The sequence below is a fragment of the Amycolatopsis sp. NPDC051903 genome, assembly GCF_044452505.1.
Taxonomy (GTDB): Bacteria; Actinomycetota; Actinomycetes; order Mycobacteriales; family Pseudonocardiaceae; genus Amycolatopsis.
In genome coordinates this window covers 89,112-108,623 of sequence record NZ_JBITBT010000021.1, presented here as the reverse complement: position 1 = coordinate 108,623, position 19,512 = coordinate 89,112, and the positions used below count along the sequence as shown (strand labels likewise).

At 71.0% G+C, this 19,512-nt stretch carries 19 protein-coding genes; 10 read left to right on the top strand and 9 right to left on the bottom strand.

The window, feature by feature from the left end; all coding sequences use genetic code 11:
• Nucleotides 1-13: 13 nt before the first annotated feature.
• Genes araA through ACIA77_RS33295 form a run of 4 tightly spaced genes read right to left on the bottom strand, consistent with a single transcriptional unit; the run spans nucleotide 14 to nucleotide 4,976 of the window.
• The gene (araA, locus tag ACIA77_RS33310) at nucleotides 14-1,519 is read right to left on the bottom strand and encodes an L-arabinose isomerase (RefSeq protein WP_395890004.1); all 1,506 of its coding nucleotides are present in this window, start codon (nucleotides 1,517-1,519) and stop codon (nucleotides 14-16) included.
• Nucleotides 1,520-1,550: 31 nt separating this feature from the next.
• Nucleotides 1,551-2,228, bottom strand: a complete 678-nt coding sequence (locus ACIA77_RS33305) for an L-ribulose-5-phosphate 4-epimerase (RefSeq protein ID WP_395890003.1) — start codon at nucleotides 2,226-2,228, stop codon at nucleotides 1,551-1,553.
• 2 nt (nucleotides 2,229-2,230) lie between these two features.
• Nucleotides 2,231-3,907: a ribulokinase gene (gene araB, locus ACIA77_RS33300; RefSeq protein WP_395890058.1), complete on the bottom strand. Its 1,677-nt coding sequence runs from the start codon at nucleotides 3,905-3,907 to the stop codon at nucleotides 2,231-2,233.
• A gap of 58 nt (nucleotides 3,908-3,965) precedes the next feature.
• Nucleotides 3,966-4,976, bottom strand: coding sequence for a LacI family DNA-binding transcriptional regulator (locus ACIA77_RS33295; RefSeq protein WP_395890002.1), 1,011 nt, complete (start codon nucleotides 4,974-4,976; stop codon nucleotides 3,966-3,968).
• A gap of 179 nt (nucleotides 4,977-5,155) precedes the next feature.
• Between ACIA77_RS33295 and ACIA77_RS33290 the strand changes: the two genes are divergently transcribed.
• Nucleotides 5,156-5,572 (top strand): VOC family protein, encoded by a 417-nt coding sequence (locus ACIA77_RS33290; RefSeq protein ID WP_395890001.1) that lies wholly within the window; start codon nucleotides 5,156-5,158, stop codon nucleotides 5,570-5,572.
• Nucleotides 5,573-5,609: 37 nt separating this feature from the next.
• Here the strand turns inward: ACIA77_RS33290 and ACIA77_RS33285 are convergent, their stop codons facing one another.
• From ACIA77_RS33285 to ACIA77_RS33275, 3 genes are read right to left on the bottom strand one after another with little or no spacing between them, the layout of a single operon-like run.
• Entirely contained in the window at nucleotides 5,610-7,151 is a 1,542-nt protein-coding gene (locus tag ACIA77_RS33285) for a long-chain fatty acid--CoA ligase (RefSeq protein ID WP_395890000.1), read from the bottom strand.
• A gap of 16 nt (nucleotides 7,152-7,167) precedes the next feature.
• Nucleotides 7,168-8,289, bottom strand: coding sequence for a DUF5938 domain-containing protein (locus tag ACIA77_RS33280; RefSeq protein ID WP_395889999.1), 1,122 nt, complete (start codon nucleotides 8,287-8,289; stop codon nucleotides 7,168-7,170).
• A gap of 31 nt (nucleotides 8,290-8,320) precedes the next feature.
• The gene (locus tag ACIA77_RS33275; protein WP_395889998.1) at nucleotides 8,321-9,124 is read right to left on the bottom strand and encodes an SDR family NAD(P)-dependent oxidoreductase; all 804 of its coding nucleotides are present in this window, start codon (nucleotides 9,122-9,124) and stop codon (nucleotides 8,321-8,323) included.
• A gap of 143 nt (nucleotides 9,125-9,267) precedes the next feature.
• Between ACIA77_RS33275 and ACIA77_RS33270 the strand changes: the two genes are divergently transcribed.
• The 3 genes from ACIA77_RS33270 (at nucleotide 9,268) to ACIA77_RS33260 (ending at nucleotide 13,429) form a co-directional block, all read left to right on the top strand.
• Nucleotides 9,268-9,885: a TetR/AcrR family transcriptional regulator gene (locus ACIA77_RS33270; RefSeq protein WP_395889997.1), complete on the top strand. Its 618-nt coding sequence runs from the start codon at nucleotides 9,268-9,270 to the stop codon at nucleotides 9,883-9,885.
• A 208-nt stretch (nucleotides 9,886-10,093) separates the two neighbouring features.
• Nucleotides 10,094-11,869 (top strand): acyclic terpene utilization AtuA family protein, encoded by a 1,776-nt coding sequence (locus tag ACIA77_RS33265; protein ID WP_395889996.1) that lies wholly within the window; start codon nucleotides 10,094-10,096, stop codon nucleotides 11,867-11,869.
• Between the two features lie 18 nt (nucleotides 11,870-11,887).
• A complete protein-coding gene (locus ACIA77_RS33260) occupies nucleotides 11,888-13,429 on the top strand; it encodes a CoA transferase (RefSeq protein WP_395889995.1) in 1,542 nt (513 codons plus the stop codon).
• Nucleotides 13,430-13,476: 47 nt separating this feature from the next.
• Here ACIA77_RS33260 and ACIA77_RS33255 read toward each other — a convergent pair whose 3' ends face one another.
• Nucleotides 13,477-14,409 carry a universal stress protein gene (locus ACIA77_RS33255; RefSeq protein ID WP_395889994.1) on the bottom strand — a complete coding sequence of 311 codons (933 nt, stop codon included), beginning with the start codon at nucleotides 14,407-14,409 and terminating at the stop codon, nucleotides 13,477-13,479.
• 438 nt (nucleotides 14,410-14,847) lie between these two features.
• Here ACIA77_RS33255 and ACIA77_RS33250 point away from each other — a divergent pair, with 438 nt between their 5' ends.
• Entirely contained in the window at nucleotides 14,848-15,066 is a 219-nt protein-coding gene (locus ACIA77_RS33250) for a hypothetical protein (protein WP_395889993.1), read from the top strand.
• Nucleotides 15,067-15,088: 22 nt separating this feature from the next.
• On the opposite strand, the gene ACIA77_RS33245 is transcribed toward ACIA77_RS33250, so the two are convergent.
• Entirely contained in the window at nucleotides 15,089-15,532 is a 444-nt protein-coding gene (locus ACIA77_RS33245) for a nitroreductase family deazaflavin-dependent oxidoreductase (protein WP_395889992.1), read from the bottom strand.
• Between the two features lie 130 nt (nucleotides 15,533-15,662).
• Between ACIA77_RS33245 and ACIA77_RS33240 the strand changes: the two genes are divergently transcribed.
• From ACIA77_RS33240 to ACIA77_RS33220, 5 genes are all read left to right on the top strand, one after another.
• Nucleotides 15,663-16,154 carry a MarR family transcriptional regulator gene (locus ACIA77_RS33240; RefSeq protein WP_395889991.1) on the top strand — a complete coding sequence of 164 codons (492 nt, stop codon included), beginning with the start codon at nucleotides 15,663-15,665 and terminating at the stop codon, nucleotides 16,152-16,154.
• A 173-nt stretch (nucleotides 16,155-16,327) separates the two neighbouring features.
• On the top strand, nucleotides 16,328-17,011 hold the full coding sequence (locus tag ACIA77_RS33235; RefSeq protein ID WP_395889990.1) for a GntR family transcriptional regulator: 684 nt from the start codon (nucleotides 16,328-16,330) through the stop codon (nucleotides 17,009-17,011).
• A gap of 156 nt (nucleotides 17,012-17,167) precedes the next feature.
• Nucleotides 17,168-17,968, top strand: coding sequence for a substrate-binding periplasmic protein (locus ACIA77_RS33230; protein WP_395889989.1), 801 nt, complete (start codon nucleotides 17,168-17,170; stop codon nucleotides 17,966-17,968).
• Nucleotides 17,969-17,990: 22 nt separating this feature from the next.
• Nucleotides 17,991-18,650: an amino acid ABC transporter permease gene (locus ACIA77_RS33225; RefSeq protein WP_395889988.1), complete on the top strand. Its 660-nt coding sequence runs from the start codon at nucleotides 17,991-17,993 to the stop codon at nucleotides 18,648-18,650.
• 65 nt (nucleotides 18,651-18,715) lie between these two features.
• Nucleotides 18,716-19,510, top strand: a complete 795-nt coding sequence (locus ACIA77_RS33220; RefSeq protein ID WP_395889987.1) for an amino acid ABC transporter ATP-binding protein — start codon at nucleotides 18,716-18,718, stop codon at nucleotides 19,508-19,510.
• The last annotated feature ends 2 nt before the right edge of the window (nucleotides 19,511-19,512 follow it).

Sequence of the window (19,512 nt, the reverse complement as noted above, 5' to 3'; positions counted from 1 at the left end):
GTTCGTGCTCCTTTCAGAAGCCCTGGGCGAGCCGGTAGTAGGCCTGGTTCCAGCGGATCCGGTCGGCGAATCCGGGGTTGGTGGTGTCGGCGTCGATGGTCAGGAGCTCGACGCCGAGCAGGTCCGCGAAGTCGCGGATCGTTTCGGCGGGCACCGCCTGCGTCAGCACGGTGTGGTGCGGCGCCCCGGCGGTGATCCAGGACTCCGCGGAGGTGGCGAGCGACGGCGCCGGCCGCCAGACCGCACGGGCGACGGGCAGGCTGAGCAGCGGCTCGTCGGGCGGGACGACGTCGATCGTGTTGGCCACCAGCCGGAACCGGTCGCCGAGGTCGGCCAGGCCGAGGACGACGCCGGGGCCGGGCGCGGCGTCGAACACGAGCCGGACCGGGTCCTCGCGCCCGCCGATGCCGAGCGGGTGGATCTCGCACGACGGGCGCGCGGCCGCGATGCTCGGGCAGACCTCGAGCATGTGCGCGCCGAGGATCTTCGCCTCCCCCGGCCCGAAGTGGTAGGTGTAGTCCTCCATGAACGACGCGCCGCGGCCGGTGCCGGTGCCCATCGCCTTCACCGCGGCGAGCAGCGCGGAGGTCTTCCAGTCGCCTTCGCCGCCGAAGCCGTAGCCGTCGGCCATCAGCCGCTGCACCGCCAGTCCCGGCAGCTGCCGCAGCCCGCCGAGGTCCTCGAAGTTCGTGGTGAAGGCGCCGAACCCGCCGTCGGTGAGGAAGCGGCGCAGCCCGAGCTCGACCTTCGCCGCGTAGCGCAGCGATTCGTGCCGCGCACCGCTCTGCGCGAGTTCCGGCACGAGGTCGTAGGATTCGGCGTATTCCGCGACCAGTGCCGAAGTGTCCTCTTCGGACACTCCGTCGACGAGCTCGACCAGGTCGTTCACGCCGTAGGTGTTGACCGAGACCCCGAAGCGCAGCTCCGCCTCGACCTTGTCCCCTTCGGTGACGGCGACGTCGCGCATGTTGTCCCCGAAGCGGGCCAGCCGCAGCTCGCGCAGGTGGTCGGCGCCGATCGCGGCCCGCAGCCACGCGTCGATCCGCTCCACGACCACCGGATCGCCCGCGTGCCCCGCGACGGTCTTGCGCGGTACGGCGAGCCGGGTGAGCACGTGCCCGAACTCGCGGTCGCCGTGCGCGGCCTGGTTGAGGTTCATGAAGTCCATGTCGATGCTGCGCCACGGCAGCGCCTCGTTGAGCTGGGTGTGCAGGTGCAGCAACGGTTTGCGCAACGCGTCCAGCCCGCCGATCCACATCTTCGCGGGCGAGAACGTGTGCATCCAGGCGATCACCCCGACGCAAGAGGCGTCGGCGTTGGCTTCGAGCAGCAGCCGGCGGATCGCCGAAGCCTCGGTCAGCACCGGTTTTCCGACGAGCTCGGCCGAGAGCCGGCCGGTCGCGGCGAGCAGCCGCTGGATCTCCAGCGACTGGCCGGCGACCTGTTCGAGCGTCTCCTCGCCGTAGAGCGCCTGGCTCCCCGTGAGGAACCAGACCTGGGGTTTGTTCTGCGAAGGCATCTTTCTCCTGTCAGAGGTGGCCGGCCGGGGCTCAGCGCTGGCCGTAGACGTTCTGGTAGCGCGCGTAGAGGCGGTCGACGTCTTCAGCCGGCAGCGGCGCGGGCGCTCCGAGCTCGAACGCCTTGTGGACGGTCCGGGCGACGTCCTCCACCAGCACCGCCGCCTTGACCGCGTCGCGCGCCGTGCGGCCGACGGTGAACGGCCCGTGGTTGCGCATGAGCACCGCCGGCGACCGGCTGGCGCGCAGCGTCTCGACGATGCCGCGGCCGATGGAGTCGTCGCCGATCAGCGCGAACGGGCCCACCGGGATCTCGCCGCCGAACTCGTCGGCGATCATCGTGAGCACGCACGGGATGGGCTCACCGCGGGCGGCCCACGCGGTCGCGTAGGTGGAGTGGGTGTGCACGACGCCGCCGACCTCGGGCAGGTGCCGGTAGACGTAGGCGTGGGCCGCGGTGTCGGACGAGGGCGCGAGGTCGCCGTACTGCAGCCGTCCGTGCAGGTCGGTGACGACCATGGTGTCCCCCGACAGGTCGTCGTAGGACACCCCGGACGGTTTGATCACCATCAGGTCGCGCCCGGGCACGCGCGCCGAGACGTTGCCGGCGGTCCAGGCGACCAGCTCGTTGCGGGTGAGCTCGCCGTGCAGCTCCGCGACGGTCCGGCGCAGTTCGGTGACGGTGCCGAGCAGTTCGTCGGTCAGCGACATGGTCAGGACTGTCCTTTCCGGACGGTGGTGGCGGCTTCACGGCGCCGCGCCGCGAGGCGGTGCAGCACGGCGCTGCCGCCACGGCCGAAGTGGTCGTGCAGTTCGCGGTAGTCGGCGTAGAGCCGGTCGTACGCGGCGGCGTGCTCGGGCACGGGCTGGTACACCCCGCGCCGGACCGAACCCATCGCACGGGCCGCCGCGGTGATGTCCGGGTAGGCGCCCGCCGCCACGGCCGCGTGGATGGCCGAGCCGAGCGCCGGTCCCTGCGCCGAGCCGATCACCGACAGCGGCAGGTTCACGACGTCGGCGTAGAGCTGCATGAGGAAGGCGTTGCGGATCAGCCCGCCGGCCACGACGAGCTCCGTGACCGGCACGCCGGAGTCCTGGAACGCCTCGATGATCGTGCGGGTGCCGAACGCGGTCGCTTCCAGCAGCGCGCGGTAGGTGTCCTCGGCGCGCGTGGCGAGCGTCTGGCCGAGGACGACGCCGGAGAGCTCGTGGTCGACCAGCACCGACCGGTTGCCGCTGTGCCAGTCGAGCGCGAGCAGCCCGTGTGCGCCGATGGCCTGGTAGGCGGCCAGTTCGGTGAGGTGCTCGTGCAGCGTGACGCCCTCGCGGCGCGCGGCCTCGTGGTAGCTCGGCGGGACGCCGTGGTCGACGAACCAGGCGAAGATGTCGCCGACCCCGCTCTGCCCGGCTTCGTAACCCCACAGCCCGGGCACGATCCCGCCGTCGACGACGCCGCACATGCCCGGGACCTCGCGCAGCTCTTCGGCGTTGAGCACGTGACAGGTCGAGGTGCCCATGATCGCGACCATGCGGCCGGGTTCGACGGCTTGCGCCGCGGGCGCGGTGACGTGCGCGTCGACGTTGCCGACCGCGACCGCGATGCCCTCGGGCAGCCCGGTCCACGCCGCGGCCTCGGCGGTGAGCGAGCCGGCGCGGTCGCCGAGGCGGCCGAGCGGGTGGTCGAGCTTGTCCGTGACGAAGCCGGCGAACGCGGGGTTCAGCTCGCGCAGGAAGTCGGCGCTCGGGTACTCGCCGTCCTGGAGGATGCCCTTGTACCCGGCGGTGCAGGCGTTGCGGACGTAGGTCCCGGTCAGCTGCCAGACGATCCAGTCGGCGAGCTCGACCCAGTGCGCCGTCGCCGCGTAGACGGCCGGTGCCTCTTCGAGCACCTGCAGCGCTTTGGCGAACTCCCACTCCGAGGAGATCAGGCCGCCGTAGCGGGGCAGCCACTTCTCGTCGCGGCGCCGCGCCAGCTCGGTGATCCGGTCGGCCTGCGGTTGCGCTGCGTGGTGGCGCCAGAGCTTCACGTACGCGTGGGGTTCGCGTTCGAACTCCGGCACCTCGCAGAGCGGGGTTCCGTCCACAGTGGTCGGGACGACCGTGCAGGCGGTGAAGTCCGTGCCGATGCCGACGACGTGCGCGGGGTTCGCACCCGCGACTTCGAGCGCGGCGGGGACGGCGGTGCGCAGCACGCCGAGGTAGTCCGCCGGGACCTGCAGCGCCCAGTCGGGCGGCAACGGTTCCCCGGTCGCGGGCAGGGTGCGGTCGACGACGCCGTGCGGGTACTCGTACACGGCACTGCCCAGTTCGGCGCCGTCGCGGGCCCGGACGACGACCGCGCGGCCGGACAGCGTGCCGAAGTCGATGCCGACGGTGAGCGGTTCCGGAATGTTAGCGCTAACATTTGCCTGGTGCGGGGACACGGGGTTCTCCTTCGGTGGGGACCGGTCAGCGCGGTCCGGTGCTCTCCCGGACGATCAGCTCGGGCTCGACCAGGTACCGGGCGTCCTGGTCACCTCCGCTCATCCGCTCGGTCAGCAGGCCGAACGTGCGCCGGCCGACCTCGATGAAGTCCTGGCGGACCGTGGTCAGCGGCGGGGTGAAATACGCGGCCTCGGGTACGTCGTCGAAACCCGCGACGTGCACGTCCCCCGGCACCGCGATGCCGGTTTCGGTGAACGCGCGCAGCAACCCCAGCGCCATCTGGTCGTTGGCGGCGAACACGGCGTCCAGCCCGCGCCGCTTGGCCAGCGCCCGCCCCGCGGCGTAGCCGGACGCCGGGCTCCAGTCGCCCCGGATGACCGGCGGCACCTCGGCGCCGTGGCGCTGCAGGGTTTCGCGCCAGCCGCGTTCGCGGTCGAGCGCCTCGAGCCAATCCTCGGGCCCGGCGACGTGCCACACGGTGCGGTGCCCGAGCGCGAGCAGGTGCTCGGTCGCGCGGCGCGCCCCGTCGTACTGGTCCACGGAGATCACCGGCACTGGTGCGGCCGCGCCACCGCCGACGGCCACCACCGGCACCGCCGCGGGGATCCCCGCCAGCGCGCGCCCGGCCGTCACGTGCGGAGCGATCACGACGATGCCCTCCACCGCTTGGCGCCGCAAGCTCTCCACGGCGTCCGCGATGGACGAGCGCCCCGGTCGGCTCACGCTCGAGATGGTGATCGCGTACCCGGCCTCCCGCGCGGCGTTCTCGATGCCGTGCAGCGTGCTCGCCGGTCCGTACAAATTGGACTCCAGCGCGACGACGCCGAGCGTGCCGGAGCGCCCCGTGACGAGCGCCCGCGCCGCCGAGTTGGGCCGGTACCCCAGCTCCTCGACGGCGGCCAGCACGCGCGCCCGTGTCTCCGGCCGCACGGGCCCGGTGCCGTTGATGACCCGCGACACGGTCATGTGGGACACGCCCGCGAGCCCGGCCACGTCGGTCAGGCTCGCCTGCCGTTCGCCCGCCGGTCCTGCCACACCGTCACCGCCTTCCGGGTGTCCTGCGTCACTCGTTCAGGCGAGTAGTGTTAGCGATAACAGCGAGCCGGTCAAGGCCCGGCTCGGTCACGGACCGGTCTCGGGCCCGCGGGCCGGCGGTGACTCCGCCTCGGGCGCGGCCGTAGGCTGGCGGGGACGAACCCCACGAGGGAGCACCCATGCCCGGGCCGCTGGACGCCGCGCGCGCGATCACCAAACTCCCCGCCCAGGACCTGGCCCGGGCGCGGGAGTTCTACCGCGACCGCTTGGGGCTCGAACCCGTCGAAGAGCGCGAGGGCGGCCTGCGTTACGTGTGCGGCGGGACGGAGTTCCACGTGTTCCAGTCGGCCGGCGCCGCGTCGGGCGCTTCCACGCAGGTCGGTTTCGAGGTCGACGACATCGACGCGGTCGTCGCCGGCCTGCGCGCCCGCGGGGTGCGGTTCGAACCCTTCGACATCGCCGGGTTCGACGTGGCCGACGACATCGTCACCGTGCCCGGGAACTACCCCAGCAAGGGCACGGGCGAGCGCGGCGCGTTCTTCCGCGACAGCGAGGGCAACCTGCTGGCGATCGGGCAGGCGACCCGCGGCACCTGACGGCCGCGCCCGTCGGCGAGGACGGACACGGGCGCGCTTACTCCCGAGCCCGGCCGAGCAACTCCGCCCGGACGTCCGTCTTCAGCACCTTCCCCACCTTCGACCTCGGCAGCTCCGGCCAAATTTCCACGACCTTCGGTGTTTTCACGCTGCCCAGCCGTTCCTTCACGACCGACCGCAGTTCGTCGGCCGACACCTCACGGCCCGTGTGCAGTTGCACCACCGCGGTCACCTGCTCACCCCACTTCTCGTGCGGCAGGCCGACCACCGCGCAGTCCTGCACCGCCGGGTGGGTCATCAGCGCTTGCTCGACTTCGGCGGAGTAGACGTTGAACCCGCCGGTGATGATCATGTCCTTCGCACGGTCGACGATGTACAGGAAATTGTCCTCGTCGAGGTAACCGATGTCGCCGGTGTGGTGCCAGCCGTAGCGGCCGGCTTCGGCGGTGGCGTCGGGGTTCTTGTAGTACCCCGGCATGACGAGCGGACCGCGGACGACGATCTCGCCCCGGGCTCCGGTCGGGAGCAGGGTGCCGTCGTCGGCCATGATGGCCACGCGGGTGAACGGCGTGGGCCGGCCGGCCGAGGTGAAGCGTTCGACGGCGAGCGAGCCGTCGGCCCGGAAGTGGTCGGCCGGCGCCATCGTCGAGATCATCATGGGCGCCTCGCTCTGGCCGAACAGCTGGCCCAGCACCGGGCCGATCCGGGTGATGGCCTCTTCGAGCCGGGACGCCGACATGGGCGCCGCGCCGTACCAGAGGCAGTCCAGCGTCGAGAAGTCCGTTGTGGACATCGCGGGGTGGTCCAGCAGCAGGTAGATCAGCGTCGGCGGCAGGAACGTGTGCGTGATGCGGTGCCGCTGCACGAGGGTGAGGAACTCGCCCAGGTCCGGTTTCGGCATCACCACGACCTCCCCGCCCAGCGCCAGGACCGGGAAGCACAGCACACCTGCCGCGTGCGTCAGTGGCGCGAGCGCCAGGTACCGCGGCCGCGGGCCGAACGGGTAGCTCATGAGCGTCAGCGCCGCCATGGTCTCGATGTTGTGCCCGGTGAGCACCACGCCCTTGGGGCGGCCGGTGGTGCCGCCGGTGCCGACGAGCATCACCACGTCGTCGGGCGGCGTCACCTCGAACGGCGACGGATCCAGGCCGGCGAGCCAGTCCGGAAAGGACACCGCGCCGGGGATCGCGCCGTCGAGGCACACGACGGTCGTGAGCTTCGGCAGCCGCGGCAGGATGCGGGAGACGAGCGGCGCGAACGATTCCTGCGCGAGCAGGCACGTGCAGTCGAACAGGTCCAGCAGTTCCCGGTTGTCGGCCGCCTCGTTGCGCGGGTTGACCGGGCACCAGACCGCCCCTGCGCGGCTGATGCCGAAAACGCACCCGAACGACACCGGGTCGTTGCCCGAGAGGATCGCGACCTTGTCGCCCGGCCGCACGCCCGAGCGCGCCAGCGCCCGCGCAACGCGCCAGGACAGTTCCTGCACTTCGCCGTAGCTCAGCGAGACACCGCCCGCCGTCAGGCACGCCGCCGGCGCACCCAGCGACGCGCCCTTGTCGAGGTACTCGGTCAGCCGCACCGCTCGTCTCCCCCGCTCACGCGTGCACGGTCAGCACGGGGTCGGACACCAGCCCGAACGACCGCAGCACGCCGAGCAGCTCGCGGTGCCCGAACGCCTGGCAGGCCGACGCGAACCCGGCCCGCCGCGGTGGCTGCTGCAACAGCGAGTACGCCGCGTACGCCTGCATGAGCCCGGTCTGCTTGTAGTTGCACGTCCCGTGGATCACGCAGTGCGCGCGGCCCAGCGGCCCGGACGCGTGCACGGAATCCAACGAGGTGTTCAGGCGCTGGTTCTCCCGCGGCGGCATTTCGTCGCGCACCGCGGCGGCCTGTTCGTGCAGCACCTTGAGCTTCTCGTCCTCGGGCAGGTCCTTCACCTGCTCGAGCACGCCGGCGACGATCAGCGGCACGCCCTGCATCAGCGCGCGGTCGAACACGCCGCCGATCGCCTTCACGTTGGCCACGCGCGGATCACGCTTGAACCACACCGGGTGCGACGTCCCGCCCCACGGCAGCGCGAGGCCCGTCTCGTGGTGGCCCGGCACGACGACGTCGTGCAGCCCGCCGTCGGGCGGCCAGGCCACGTACTCGTTCTGCTCCAGGTAGTAGGCAGCCGACAGAGCCGCGTTGACGAGGATGGTTTTGGTCGACGCGACCGTCGGATACCCCTTCCAGAACACCAGGATGTCGAGCGTGTCGAGGCCGGGCGTCTCGAGGCAGAGGTTCGCCGCGATCTCGCCCGTCGTGTACATCTGCGCGATGCCCGGCGACAGCAGCAGCCCGCGCGCGGCCATGTCGGCGCCGTAGCGTTCTTCGGACGCGATCAGCCAGTCCTGCTCACCGGTCGTGTCGAGGTAGTGCGCACCCGCGGCGAGGCAAGCCTGCACGACCTCGTGGCCGTACTCGGTGAACGGGCCGACCGTGTTGCACACGACCGAAGAACCCTCGAACAGCTCCGTCAGCGGCCCGACTTCGTGGGCGACCTCCACCACCTCGTGCTCGACGGTGTCGAGGCCGGGGATGTGGTCCAGCGTCTCCTGCACGCGGGCCTTGTCGCGCCCGGCGGCGATGAAGGGCACGTTGTACTCGCGCAGGTATTCGCAGATGAGCCGCCCGGTGTAGCCGGAGGCACCGTAGACGACGACAGGCTTGCTCACGAAGTTTTCCTTTCGTTCCAGGGAGATCCGGTCACATGCCCATGCCGCCGTCGACCGGCAGCCCCGCGCCGGTGATGAAGCGCGCGGCGTCGGAGGCGAGGAACACCACGGCGTCGGCCATGTCCGACACCTCGCCGAGCCGCCCGGCCGGCGTCTGCCCGACCACGGCGCCGATCGCCTCTTCGACGGAGCCGAACAGCCCGACCTCGACCACGTCGGTGGCCAGCTGGTTGCCCATCTGCGTGGGCACGAGGCCGGGGTACACGCAGTTCACCCGCACGCCGTACCCGAGCTTCCCGGCTTCCATCGCGGACACCCGCGTGAGCCGGTCGACCGCGGACTTCGTGGCCGAATAGCCCGCGATGCCGGGGAAGGCGATGATCGCGGCGACCGACGAGATGTTCACGACCGACCCGCCGCGGCCGGCCACGCCGCCGGGGCGCATGGCGCGGAACGCGTGCTTGAGCCCGAGCGCGGTGCCCAGCACGTTGACGTCCAGCATCGTGCGCACGTGGGCGGGATCGAGGTCCGCGACGAGGCCGGTGATCTCCACACCGGCGTTGTTGACCAGCACGTCGAGCCCGCCGTACTCCCGCACGACCGTGGACACGGCCTCTTCCCACCCGGCGTCGTCGGTCACGTCGAGCCGCACGAACCCGGCCGTCGCGCCGGTCTGCTTGATCGCGTCGGCGGTGCTGCGCCCGAGCTCCTCCTGGACGTCGCCGATGACGACGGCCGCCCCGGCTTGTGCGAGCGCCTCGGCCATCCCGGCCCCCAGGCCTTGCGCCCCGCCGGTCACCAGCGCGGTTCGCCCACTGAGGTCGTACGAAACCATCGTCATCTCCTCCTCGAGACATGCGGCGTAGGTCACACGGTAGCGATTTTTGGACAGTCGTCAAGATTTTCTTGGACAGTTGTCAAGGTTCGGTGGGACGCTAGACTTCCGAGAGCACCGACCCGACCTGACAGGAACCCGTGGTGACCCAGGCCAAAGAGCGGATTTCCCGCCGCGCCGTGGACAAGTTCGCCCAGCGGCGCGAACAGCTGGCGGAGTCCGCGCTGCAGGCGCTCGCCGAGCTCGGCTACGCGCGGACGAGCCTGCGCGAGATCGCCCAGAAGTCCGACTTCTCGCACGGCGTGCTGCACTACTACTTCGCCGACAAGGTCGAGCTGCTCACCTACTCCGTGCGCAAGTTCGAAGAGATCTGCGTGACCCGCTACGACGACGTGGTCGCCGAAGCGGGCACCGCCGCCGACCTCGAGCGCGGGTTCGCCGAGACCATGGCCACGACCCTGCGCAACGACGCGACGATGCACCGGCTCTGGTACGACCTGCGCAACCAGAGCCTGTACGAAGAGTCGTTCCGCGCCGACGTCCTCGACATCGACGAACGACGGCAGGCCATGGTCTGGCGCGTGGTCGAGCGCTACGCCGAACTGGCCGGCGCCACCGTCGACCTCGCGCCGTCCGCCGCGTACGCCGCCTTCGACGGCCTGTTCCAGCAAGCTCTGCTGCGCCGGCTCGCCGGGCGCGAGACCGCCGCGGACGAGCTGGCCGACGCGGTGCCGCGGATCCTGGCCCTGCTGGTCCGCTAGGTGTCCGGACCCGAGGTTGGTCGTTCGGCGACACGAGCTGATTGATCTCGAAGGGCGACGACCCCGGTGTGCCGTGGAGCCGGCTGACCTCAGCCGCCCAGTCAGCGGTGTGCTCCGGCGCGCCGACCCGTTCGTTGACCCGTGCGCACGGTGGCCGTAGCGTCGCAGGTCAACGGCAGGTGTCCACAACGCTGTGGGGGTGGCGGACATGGCGCGTCCGGTGCGGATCGCGAACTTCTCCGGGGCCATGGGCGACAAGTTCTCCGCCTTCGAAGAAGCCGTGCACGGCGACCCGGTCGACGTGGTGATCGGCGATTCGATGGCCGAGATCACCATGTCGATGGTGGTCGCCGGGTTCCACGGCAACCGCGAGGCCCGGCGCGAGTTCTACTCCGAGTTCTTCCTGCGGCAGCTGCGCCCGCAGTTGGCGGCGATCGCCGAAAAGGGGCTCAAGGTCGTCACCAACGCCGGCATCTACCACCCCGCCGGGATGGCCGAGGTGATCCGGCGCGACGTCGCCGAACGCGGCCTCGACCTTTCGGTGGCGTACGTGACGGGCGATGACCTCACCGACTCCGCGAAAACGCTCGTCGCCGAGGGGCAGCTGTCCCATGTGGACACCGGCGCGCCGCTGGAGGTCGACCCGGGTGAGCTGCTCGCGGTCAACGCCTACCTCGGCGGCTGGGGCATCAAGACCGCGCTCGACGAGGGCGCCGACATCGTGATCACCGGGCGCGTCGCCGACGCCTCGCTGGTGACCGGGCCGGCGGCGTGGTGGCACGGCTGGGACCGGGGCGAGCTCGACAAGATCGCGGGCGCCACGGCCGCGGCGCACATCATCGAATGCGGCCCGCAGGCCACGGGCGGCAACTTCGCCGGGTTCACGTCGCTGGCCGCCAACACCCTGCCCGGCTTCCCGATCGCCGAGGTCGCCGGGGACGGCGCCGTCGTCATCACCAAACGCGCCGCCGACGGGGGCGCGGTCACCGTCGACACCGTGACCGCGCAGCTGATGTACGAGATCCAGGGCCCGCGCTACCTCAACCCCGACGTCACCTGGCACACCGACGCCGTCCAGCTCGCCCAGGAAGGCCCGGACCGGGTGCGCGTCACCGGCGCGCGGGGCAGTGCGCCGTCGGAGACGACGAAGGTGGGCGTGAACTTCCAGCGCGGTTTCCGCGGCGCGATGTGGCTGTTCCCGACCGGGCCCGACGTGCCGGAGAAGATCGAGGTGCTCAAGGCGCAAGCCGACCGCGCCCGCCAGGACCACCCGGTCGAGGAGCTGCACTTCTTCGCGTGCGGGCAGCCGGTGCCGGATCCCCGCGACCAGTGGCAGGCGACGGTCGCGCTGCAGGTCGCCGTCGCGGCGCCGGCCGCGAAGACCGTGACCGGGTTCCTGGCGCAGTTCAGCTCGTACGGGCTGGGCAGCATCCCCGGCTTCTACCTGGACCTGACCCGGATGTACTCGCTCACCGCCCAGCCCCGCATCGACTACTGGCCCGGCCTGGTGCGGCAGGCGGATCTCGCCCACCGCGTCCACCTCGGCGACGGCCGGGTCCTCGACATCGCACCGCCGCCCGGCACCGCCCCGTTCACCGGTCAGCCGGAAACCCCCGTCAGCACCGCGGATCCGGCTTCGTTCGGGGCGACCTCGTCCGTCCCGTTCGGACAGGTCGTGTACGCGCGAACCGGCGACAAGGGCGCCAACGCCAACCTCGGCGTCTGGGCGCGGAACAAGGACGCGTGGCCGTGGCTGGCGGCGTTCCTCACGGCCGAGCGGCTGCGCGACCTGCTGGGCTGCCCGGAGGAGGTCGTGATCGAACGCTACGAACAGCCCCGGCTGCACGGGATCTCGTTCGTGCTGCGCGATTACTTCCCGCCCAGCGGCTCGGCCAACCTCGCGCTCGACCAGATCGGCAAGTCGCTGGGCGAATTCCTCCGCGCCCGCCACGTCGACGTCCCCGCCACCCTCCTCACCGCCTGACCACCGGAGCTGTCCACCGTGGAAACCACCGACCCCCGGCTGCTGCGCGACGCGATGCTCAAGGCCGTCCACAACCGCGCCACCGACGACGTCTTCGACCCGCACGCCGAACTGCGCGACATCCTCGCGCCGCTCGGGCTCACCCCCGAGGACAGCGGTGGCACCGTCACGTTCCTCAAGCGCGACCCGCTCATGCCCAGCAGCCTGCGCCTCGGCGGCACCGCGGCCGTCGCGCTCGCCCAGCAAGCGGTGGTCGCGGCGAAGCTGTGGCGGATGCGCACCGGCCTCGGCCAGGACATCACCGTCGACCTGGGCCAGGCCATCCGCCGGCTCGCCCCGGCCTCGGAGCTGAAGTGGGAAACGCTCAACGGGTACCCGGCCGACATGGCCGACCGCCTGGTCGTCGCCTACCTCGGCTTCTACCCCACCCGCGACGGCCGGAACGTCATCCCGGCCAACATCTACCCCGGCCTGAAGTCGAAGATGCTCGCCGTGCTGGACTGCGCCGACAGCCCGGCTGCGCTCGGCCGCGCGATCGCGCGGCACTCCGCCGACGAACTCGAAGCCCTCGCCGAAGAGCACGGCATCGTCTTCGCGAAGGTCCGCTCCGTCGAGGAGTTCGTGGCGGAGCCGGTGTTCGAGCACCTCGCGGCGCGGCCGCTGATCGAGGTCGAGAAGGTCACCGACACGCCGCCGGAGCCGTTGCCCGAGTGGGGCACGCACCCGCTGTCCGGGATCCGCGCGCTGGGCATGGGGCACGTCATCGCGGGCGCCGGCATCGGCCGTTCCCTCGCTTCGCTCGGCGCGGACGTGCTGAACGTGTGGCGCGTCATGGAGTTCGAAATGGACTCACTGCTGGCGACGGCCAACGTCGGGGTGCGCTCGACGCGCCTCAACGTCCGCGCGCCCGACGGGCAGGCCACGCTGCACGAGCTGCTGCGCGACGCCGACGTCTTCTACGCCAACCGCCGCCCCGGCCTGCTCACCGAATTCGGCGTCGACGCCGAACAGGCCTTCGCCGTGCGCCCGGGCCTGATCCACGTGACCGCCAGCTGTCACGGCGAAACCGGCCCGTGGGCGAACCGCCTCGGCTTCGACCAGGTGGCCGGCACCGTCACCGGCATGGTCGCCGCCGAAGGCAGCCTCGCCGACCCGAAGCTGCCACCGACGTCCATCATCAACGACTACCTCGTCGCCTGGCTCGGCGCCACCGGCGCCATGACCGCCCTCGCCCGCCGCGCGACCGAAGGCGGCAGCTACCGCGTGCACGTCTCCCTGACCCGTGCCGCGATGTGGGCCGTCACCCTCGGCTTCTTCGACTGGGACTACGTCCGCCACACCGCCGGCACCGGCGGCGAGCACGAACTGCTCGACCCGCAGCTGTTCACGTCCCTCACCCCGCTGGGCCTGTACCAGGGCGTCACCGAAAACATCACGCTCTCGCGCACCCCGCACCACTACCTGAACGTCCTCACCCCCCGCGGCGCCGACCAACCGGTGTGGCTGCCGCGCCCGCGCGAGGTCGACGTCGCCGCGCTGGCCGCTTCCCTCAAACGCTGAGCCGGGGTCATCGCCGGCCGGGCCGTGACGCCGCGGGGAATGGGGGGTCAGTCCTCGTTCTTCGACTCCGTCCGCTTCCCGCGCACGACCGCGACCGGGCACAGCGCGTGGGCGATCACGGTCTGGCTCGTGGAGCCCAGCGCCAAGCCGGCGAGGCCACCGCGGCCGCGGCTGCCGACGACGAGCAGCTGGGCCCGGTCGGCCCAGTCGAGGAGCCCGTCGGCGGGCTTTTCCTTGACCACCAGGCGTTCGACCTGGACGTCGGGGTACTTCTCCTGCCAGCCGGCGAGGCGCTGGGCGAGGAGTTCGTGCTCGTGTTCCTCGATGGCTTTGCTGTCGGCCTTCCAGCCGCGTTCCTCGAACAGGCCGGTCAGGAACGCTTCGTGCCAGCAGTGCACCGCGAGCAGCGGCGCGCGGCGCCAGGAAGCCTCCTCGAACGCCAGCGTGATCGCTTCCTCACCGGTCTCCGTACCGTCGACGCCGAGCACGATCGGCCCTTCGGTGGGCGGTTCGTCCTCCCCCGCGTGCGGCCGGACGAACGCGACCGGGCACTCGGCGTGCGCCGCGAGGGCCACCGACACCGAGCCCAGCACGATCCCGCGGACGCGGTGCAGCCCCGGCGTGCCCAGCACCAGTACGGCCGCGCCGGCGGACTCGGCGCGCAACGCCTCGGTCGGCTGCTCCGGCCGCAGGACCACCTCCACGGCCACGCCGGGCGCGACCTCCGCCGCCGCGTCCCGCGCCAGCCCGAGCAGCCGCTGCCCGCGCTCCCCGACGAGCAGCTGGGCGTCCTCGTACGTGGCCGTCGCGTGCGGGTACTCCACCGGGATCTCGTCGATGCCGTGCACGAGCCGCAGCCCGCGTCCGCGCTCGCGCGCCATGCGCGCCGCCCAGCGCACCGCCACGAGCGACGCGTCGTTCTCGTCGACTCCGACAACCACGTCGGTGTTCACCACGGCTTTCCCCACCTTCGTCGGCACTCGGTCCCGAAGCGTAATCATGCGCGGCCCCACCGGGGAGGGCCAGCCGACCTGCCCGCCGAGGGACTTTCGTCCACCTGGCCCGGTTTTCCTCCGTCGCCGGGAGTCCTCTCCGGCCGAGCGGGCCAGGCTTCCGCGCACCAGCTCGGCGACCGCGTGACCGCAGTGGTCGCCGAGCACTCGACCGCCGTGCGTTACGTCGCCCGGCTAGTCAGCGAAGGTGATCCGGCCTGCGCATGTTCGACGAGTTCGTGTCCGTCGCAAGGAGACCGTGACAGGCGCTGGCCGGCGCCGGGTCGCTGCGCTCCGAGGTGGACCCGGAATGGCTGGCGCTGCACCCCGTCGTGCTCGCCCTCGGCAGCGTGCTCCTGCACCCCGCGCTCGACCGCCGGCTCGACGGGCCGTTCCTGTCGCCGGCCGAGCTGCAGCGGTGGAATAATGCCACGAACGACCTGTTCCCCCGTCGAGTCGCTGTCCGTCTGGACCGAGCGGGTCGCGTTGTCGCACTGGGTCGGGCTGCCGCTGTGCAGGCGGACGGTGCGGCGCAACGGCGACCGGGGCACGCTGCACGCGGTGGCTTGGCCGAGCGAGACCTTCGATCGCGCAGCGATCCGCGCGGAGGCCGACCGGCGCCTCGACACCGGCGACCACAGCTGAACCGGCCGCGCGCCGTGGCGAGTCAGGCCGGCTCGACGCGGAACACCGCGATCCGCTCCGCCGCGGCGGCCACTCCGTCCGGCGAGGGTGCCCCGGCCAGGCCCGTGGTCACGAACCGCTTCCCCACGCTCGCCGGGCTCTCCGCGACGAGCTGCCGCAACAGGGGCCGCCGGTCCTCCACGGGGACTTCGACCAGGCGAGCCGTCGCCGATTTCCGGCCCCGTTTCAGCGTGACGGTGTCCGCGGCGCGCGCGTTCGCCACCCACGCGGCTTTCGGAAAGGCCTGGAAGATGTAGCGGCCCCCGTCGAGTTCGTTGACCGCGATGGGAAAGGTGCGCGGCTGACCGGTGCGGCGGCCTCGCACGGTGAGCAGCTGCATCGGCCCGAACGCGATGCCGGCGCGCTGCAGTCCCGCGATGACCTTGTTGATCGTGTTGACCATCCGGCGATAGCTCTTCGTCTCCATGGCTTCCACCGTACTCCAACTCCTACGGTTTTCATATCGTCTCGAACTCATAGCACCTTGAGGAGGAGATGCTGGGCGGGACGCGATAAGATACGGGATCCATACGAACCCGACCACGGAAGCGGAACGCATGAGCCCAGCAGCCGATCGCGGCGCGGCGCGGCGGCGCCGTCAGCTCACGGTCGCGGTCAAGGACGCGTTCCGCGACGTGAACATCCAGCTCTCGCTGCTCAACCGGAGGTTCGGCGGCCGCGTGGAGCTGCGCGACGTCGACTGGACCTGCCTCGACTTCATCAACCGCCACGGACCCCTGACCCCGACCGAACTCGCGCGTCGAACCGGGCTGCACCCGGCGACGCTGACCGGCATCCTGGACCGGCTGCAGAAGAGCGGCTGGATCGTCCGCGAGCGCGACCCCGAAGCCGCCGACCGCCGCGCGGTCACCCTGCGCGGGGTACCCGAGCGCAACACCGAGCTCTTCCAGGTCTTCGCCGGCATGAACTCCCGCATGGACGCGGTGTGCGAGCGCTACACCGAAGCGCAACTCGAAGTGATCGCCGACTTCCTCCTCCGCACCGCGGACGCCGGCCAGGCCTCGGCCGAGGAACTCGCGCGGGACTGAACAGTCCGCGGCGGCCCGGCTGGGCCACTCGAGTGAACGGATTCGACAACCGCTGACGACCAAGACACGCGATCGTCACAAAAACGCTGGTCAAACTCCTTGACCCGTAACAAATGGCCGCATACAGTCCCGTATCCAGATACGAGATACGGATACGAGATACGGAGCTGGTGATGCTGGATCCACTCGACGTTCAGCGCGAAAGCATCACCGACCGCGTCTTCGACGAGATCCGGCAGGCGATCGTCGAACGCCGGCTGCAGCCCGGGCAGCGGCTGTCCGAGGCCAAGCTGGCCACGATGCTCGGCGTCTCCAAGACGCCGGTGCGGGAAACGCTGATCCGCCTGGAGCACGTCGGCCTCGTGGAATCGGCCGCGGGCAACGGACTCCGGGTCGTGCAGCCGTCCATCAAGATCGTCCAGGACGCCTACGAGGTGCGCCGGGGGCTCGAGTCGCTCGCGGCGGGCCTGGCGGCCGAGCGGGCCAGTCAGGAGGTGCGGGAGAAGATCAGCGTCGCCGCGGACGAAGGTCTCGCGTGCACGCTGGCCAGTGACGAACCCGGTCGCCGCGGCGCGGACCGGATCCTGCACACCCTGATCGCGAGCGGTTCGGGCAACGCGAAGCTCGCGACCGACATCGAGAACTACTACGTGCTGACGCACGCCCTGCGCCAGCGCGATGTCCCGGAGATGTCCGAAAGCGCCCAGTGCGGCGAACAGCACCAGCGCGTCGCCGCCGCCATCTCCGACGGTGACGCGCCCGCCGCCCAGCAAGCCATGGCCGAGCACCTCGACACGTTGCGGGAGCGGGTTCTCGCCATGCTGGAAGGCGCGGAGCCGGCGACCGCCGTCCGCTGAACCCGCGGCGGACACACCGCCCACCGGCCGAATCCGGCCGCACCACTCACCACCGCTGTCCCCCCGTCGTTCGCGAACCCGCACCGTTCGCGAACTGCTTCTCCCTGCCCGCCAAGGGCTTCCCCCTCCCCCGGTCCTCACTTCCGAGGAGACACGATGAACGCACGCCGCTCCCTCCGCCTCGGCCTCGCGGTGCTCACCGCCGGCCTGGCGATCACCTCCGTCACCGCGTGTTCCGCGAGCGGGTCGAACCTGGACGACATCAAGTCCCACGGCGCCATCACGATCGGCACCTCCGGCAACAACGCACCGACCATCTTCCGCGACCCGCAAGGCGGTTTCGTCGGGATCGACGCCGATTGGGCGGGCATCATCGCGAAGGGGCTCGGCGCCAAGGTCGAGTGGAAGACGCTCGACTTCTCGGGCATCGTCCCGGGCTTGCAGGCCAAGAAGTTCGACATCGCCATGTCCGGGCTGCGGGTGACGCCCGACCGGCAGAAGGTCATCGACTTCTCCGAGCCGATCGGCTACGACGACGCCGTCGCCGTGTACGCGCAGAAGGAAACCGGCATCACCGGGCCGGAGAGCATCAAGGGCAAGAGCGTCTGCGTGGTCGCCGGCTCCTCCAACGGCGAGGCACCGGTGCAGCGCATCGGCGGCGCGGCGAAGGTGACGCGCTACCCCGGGCAGGCGGAAGCGTTCTCCGACTTGAAGAACGGCCGCTGCGACCTCATGGTCACCGGGCGGATCCTCGCGCTGTACTGGATCAAGTCCGGCGACGGCGCCGGCTACACGGTGTCGCAGAACGGCACGGACGGCACGCCGCTCGCCGTGGGTGTCCCGAAGGGCTCCGACGCGCTGCTGCAGGCGATCAACAAGGCGATCGCCGACGCGAAGAAGACCGGCGCGTACCAGAGCATCGCGCAGAAGTGGCTCGGCCAGCCGTTCCGGCAGTGACACCGGCGGAGAGGAACTCCCCATGAATCCCGACTTCTCCGTCGTCGTGCAGTACTTCCCCCTGCTGCTGGACGGTTTGCTGGTCACCGTGGAGGTTTCGGCCCTCACGCTGGTGCTCGCGACGGTGCTCGGCACGTTCATCGCGATGGCCCGGATCTCGCACCGGCAGTGGCTGCGGGTGCTCGCGGCGATCTACGTGTGGATCATGCGCGGCACCCCGGTGCTGCTCGTGCTGTTCTTCATCTACTACGCCGCACCGAGTTTCGGCCTGCAGCTGCCGGCTTTCGCCGCGGCGGTGATCGGCATGACGCTGAACTCCGCCGCGTACAAGGCGGAAATCATCCGCTCGGGCATCGAAGCGATCCCGCGCACGCAGACCGAGGCCGCGCTGGCCGTGAACATGACCTACGTGCAGACGATGCACCGGATCGTGCTGCCGCAGGCGGTGCGCATCGTCATCCCGCCCTACATCAACAACGCGATCCTGCTGGTGAAGAACAGCGCGCTGGTCTCCGTGATCACGGTCCCGGACCTGATGCTCAACTCGCAGCAGATCGTGTCGAGCACCTACCGCGCGGTCGAGATCCTCGGCACCGCGGGCCTGTTGTACCTGCTGGTGACGAGCCTGCTGATGCTGGCGCAGCGCTACAGCGAACGACGCTTCGCCTTCCCCGACCGATGAGCCGACTGATGAGCCGACCGACGAGCCCAGTACCGAGCCCACTGCCGAGCCGAGGAGAGCGAGACATGACCCAGCAGCCGGCCGCCGAGGCCGTGCTCCCGCTGCTGCGCATCAGCGGGCTGCGCAAGACGTTCGGGACCACCGAGATCCTCAAGGGGATCGACCTGGAGGTGCACGCGGGCGAAACGGTGGCGATCATCGGCCCGTCGGGCACCGGCAAATCGACGCTGCTGCGCTGCGTCAACTGGCTCGAGAAGCCGACCGCGGGCGAGGTGACGCTCGACGGGGTGCGCCTGCACGCCGACCTGATCGGCAAGGAGGAGCAGCAGGCCGTGCGCGCGGTGCGCAGCCGCGTCGGGATGGTCTTCCAGCAGTACAACCTGTGGCCGCACTTCACCGTGCTGCGCAACGTGACCGAGGGACAGGTGCGGGTGCTGGGCGCCGATCCGCGCGAAGCGGAAGAGAAGGCGCTCGAACTGCTCGCCCGCGTCCGGATGGACGCCTTCGCCGGCCGCTACCCCAGCCAGCTCTCCGGCGGACAGCAGCAGCGCGTCGCGATCGCCCGCACGCTGGCGATGGAACCGCGGCTCGTCCTGTTCGACGAGGTGACCTCGGCGCTCGACCCCGAACTGGTCGGCGAGGTGCTCGACACGATGAAACGCCTGGCCGACGACGGCCTGACCATGCTCGTCGTGACCCACGAAATGGGCTTCGCACGCCGGGTCGCCGACCGGGTCGTGATGATGGACGGCGGGCTCATCGCCGAGCAGGGTCCCGCGCAGGACGTCTTCGACAACCCCGTGCGGGACCGGACGAAGGCGTTCTTCGACCACGTCCGCCGTTCGTCGTGGACGGTGTGACC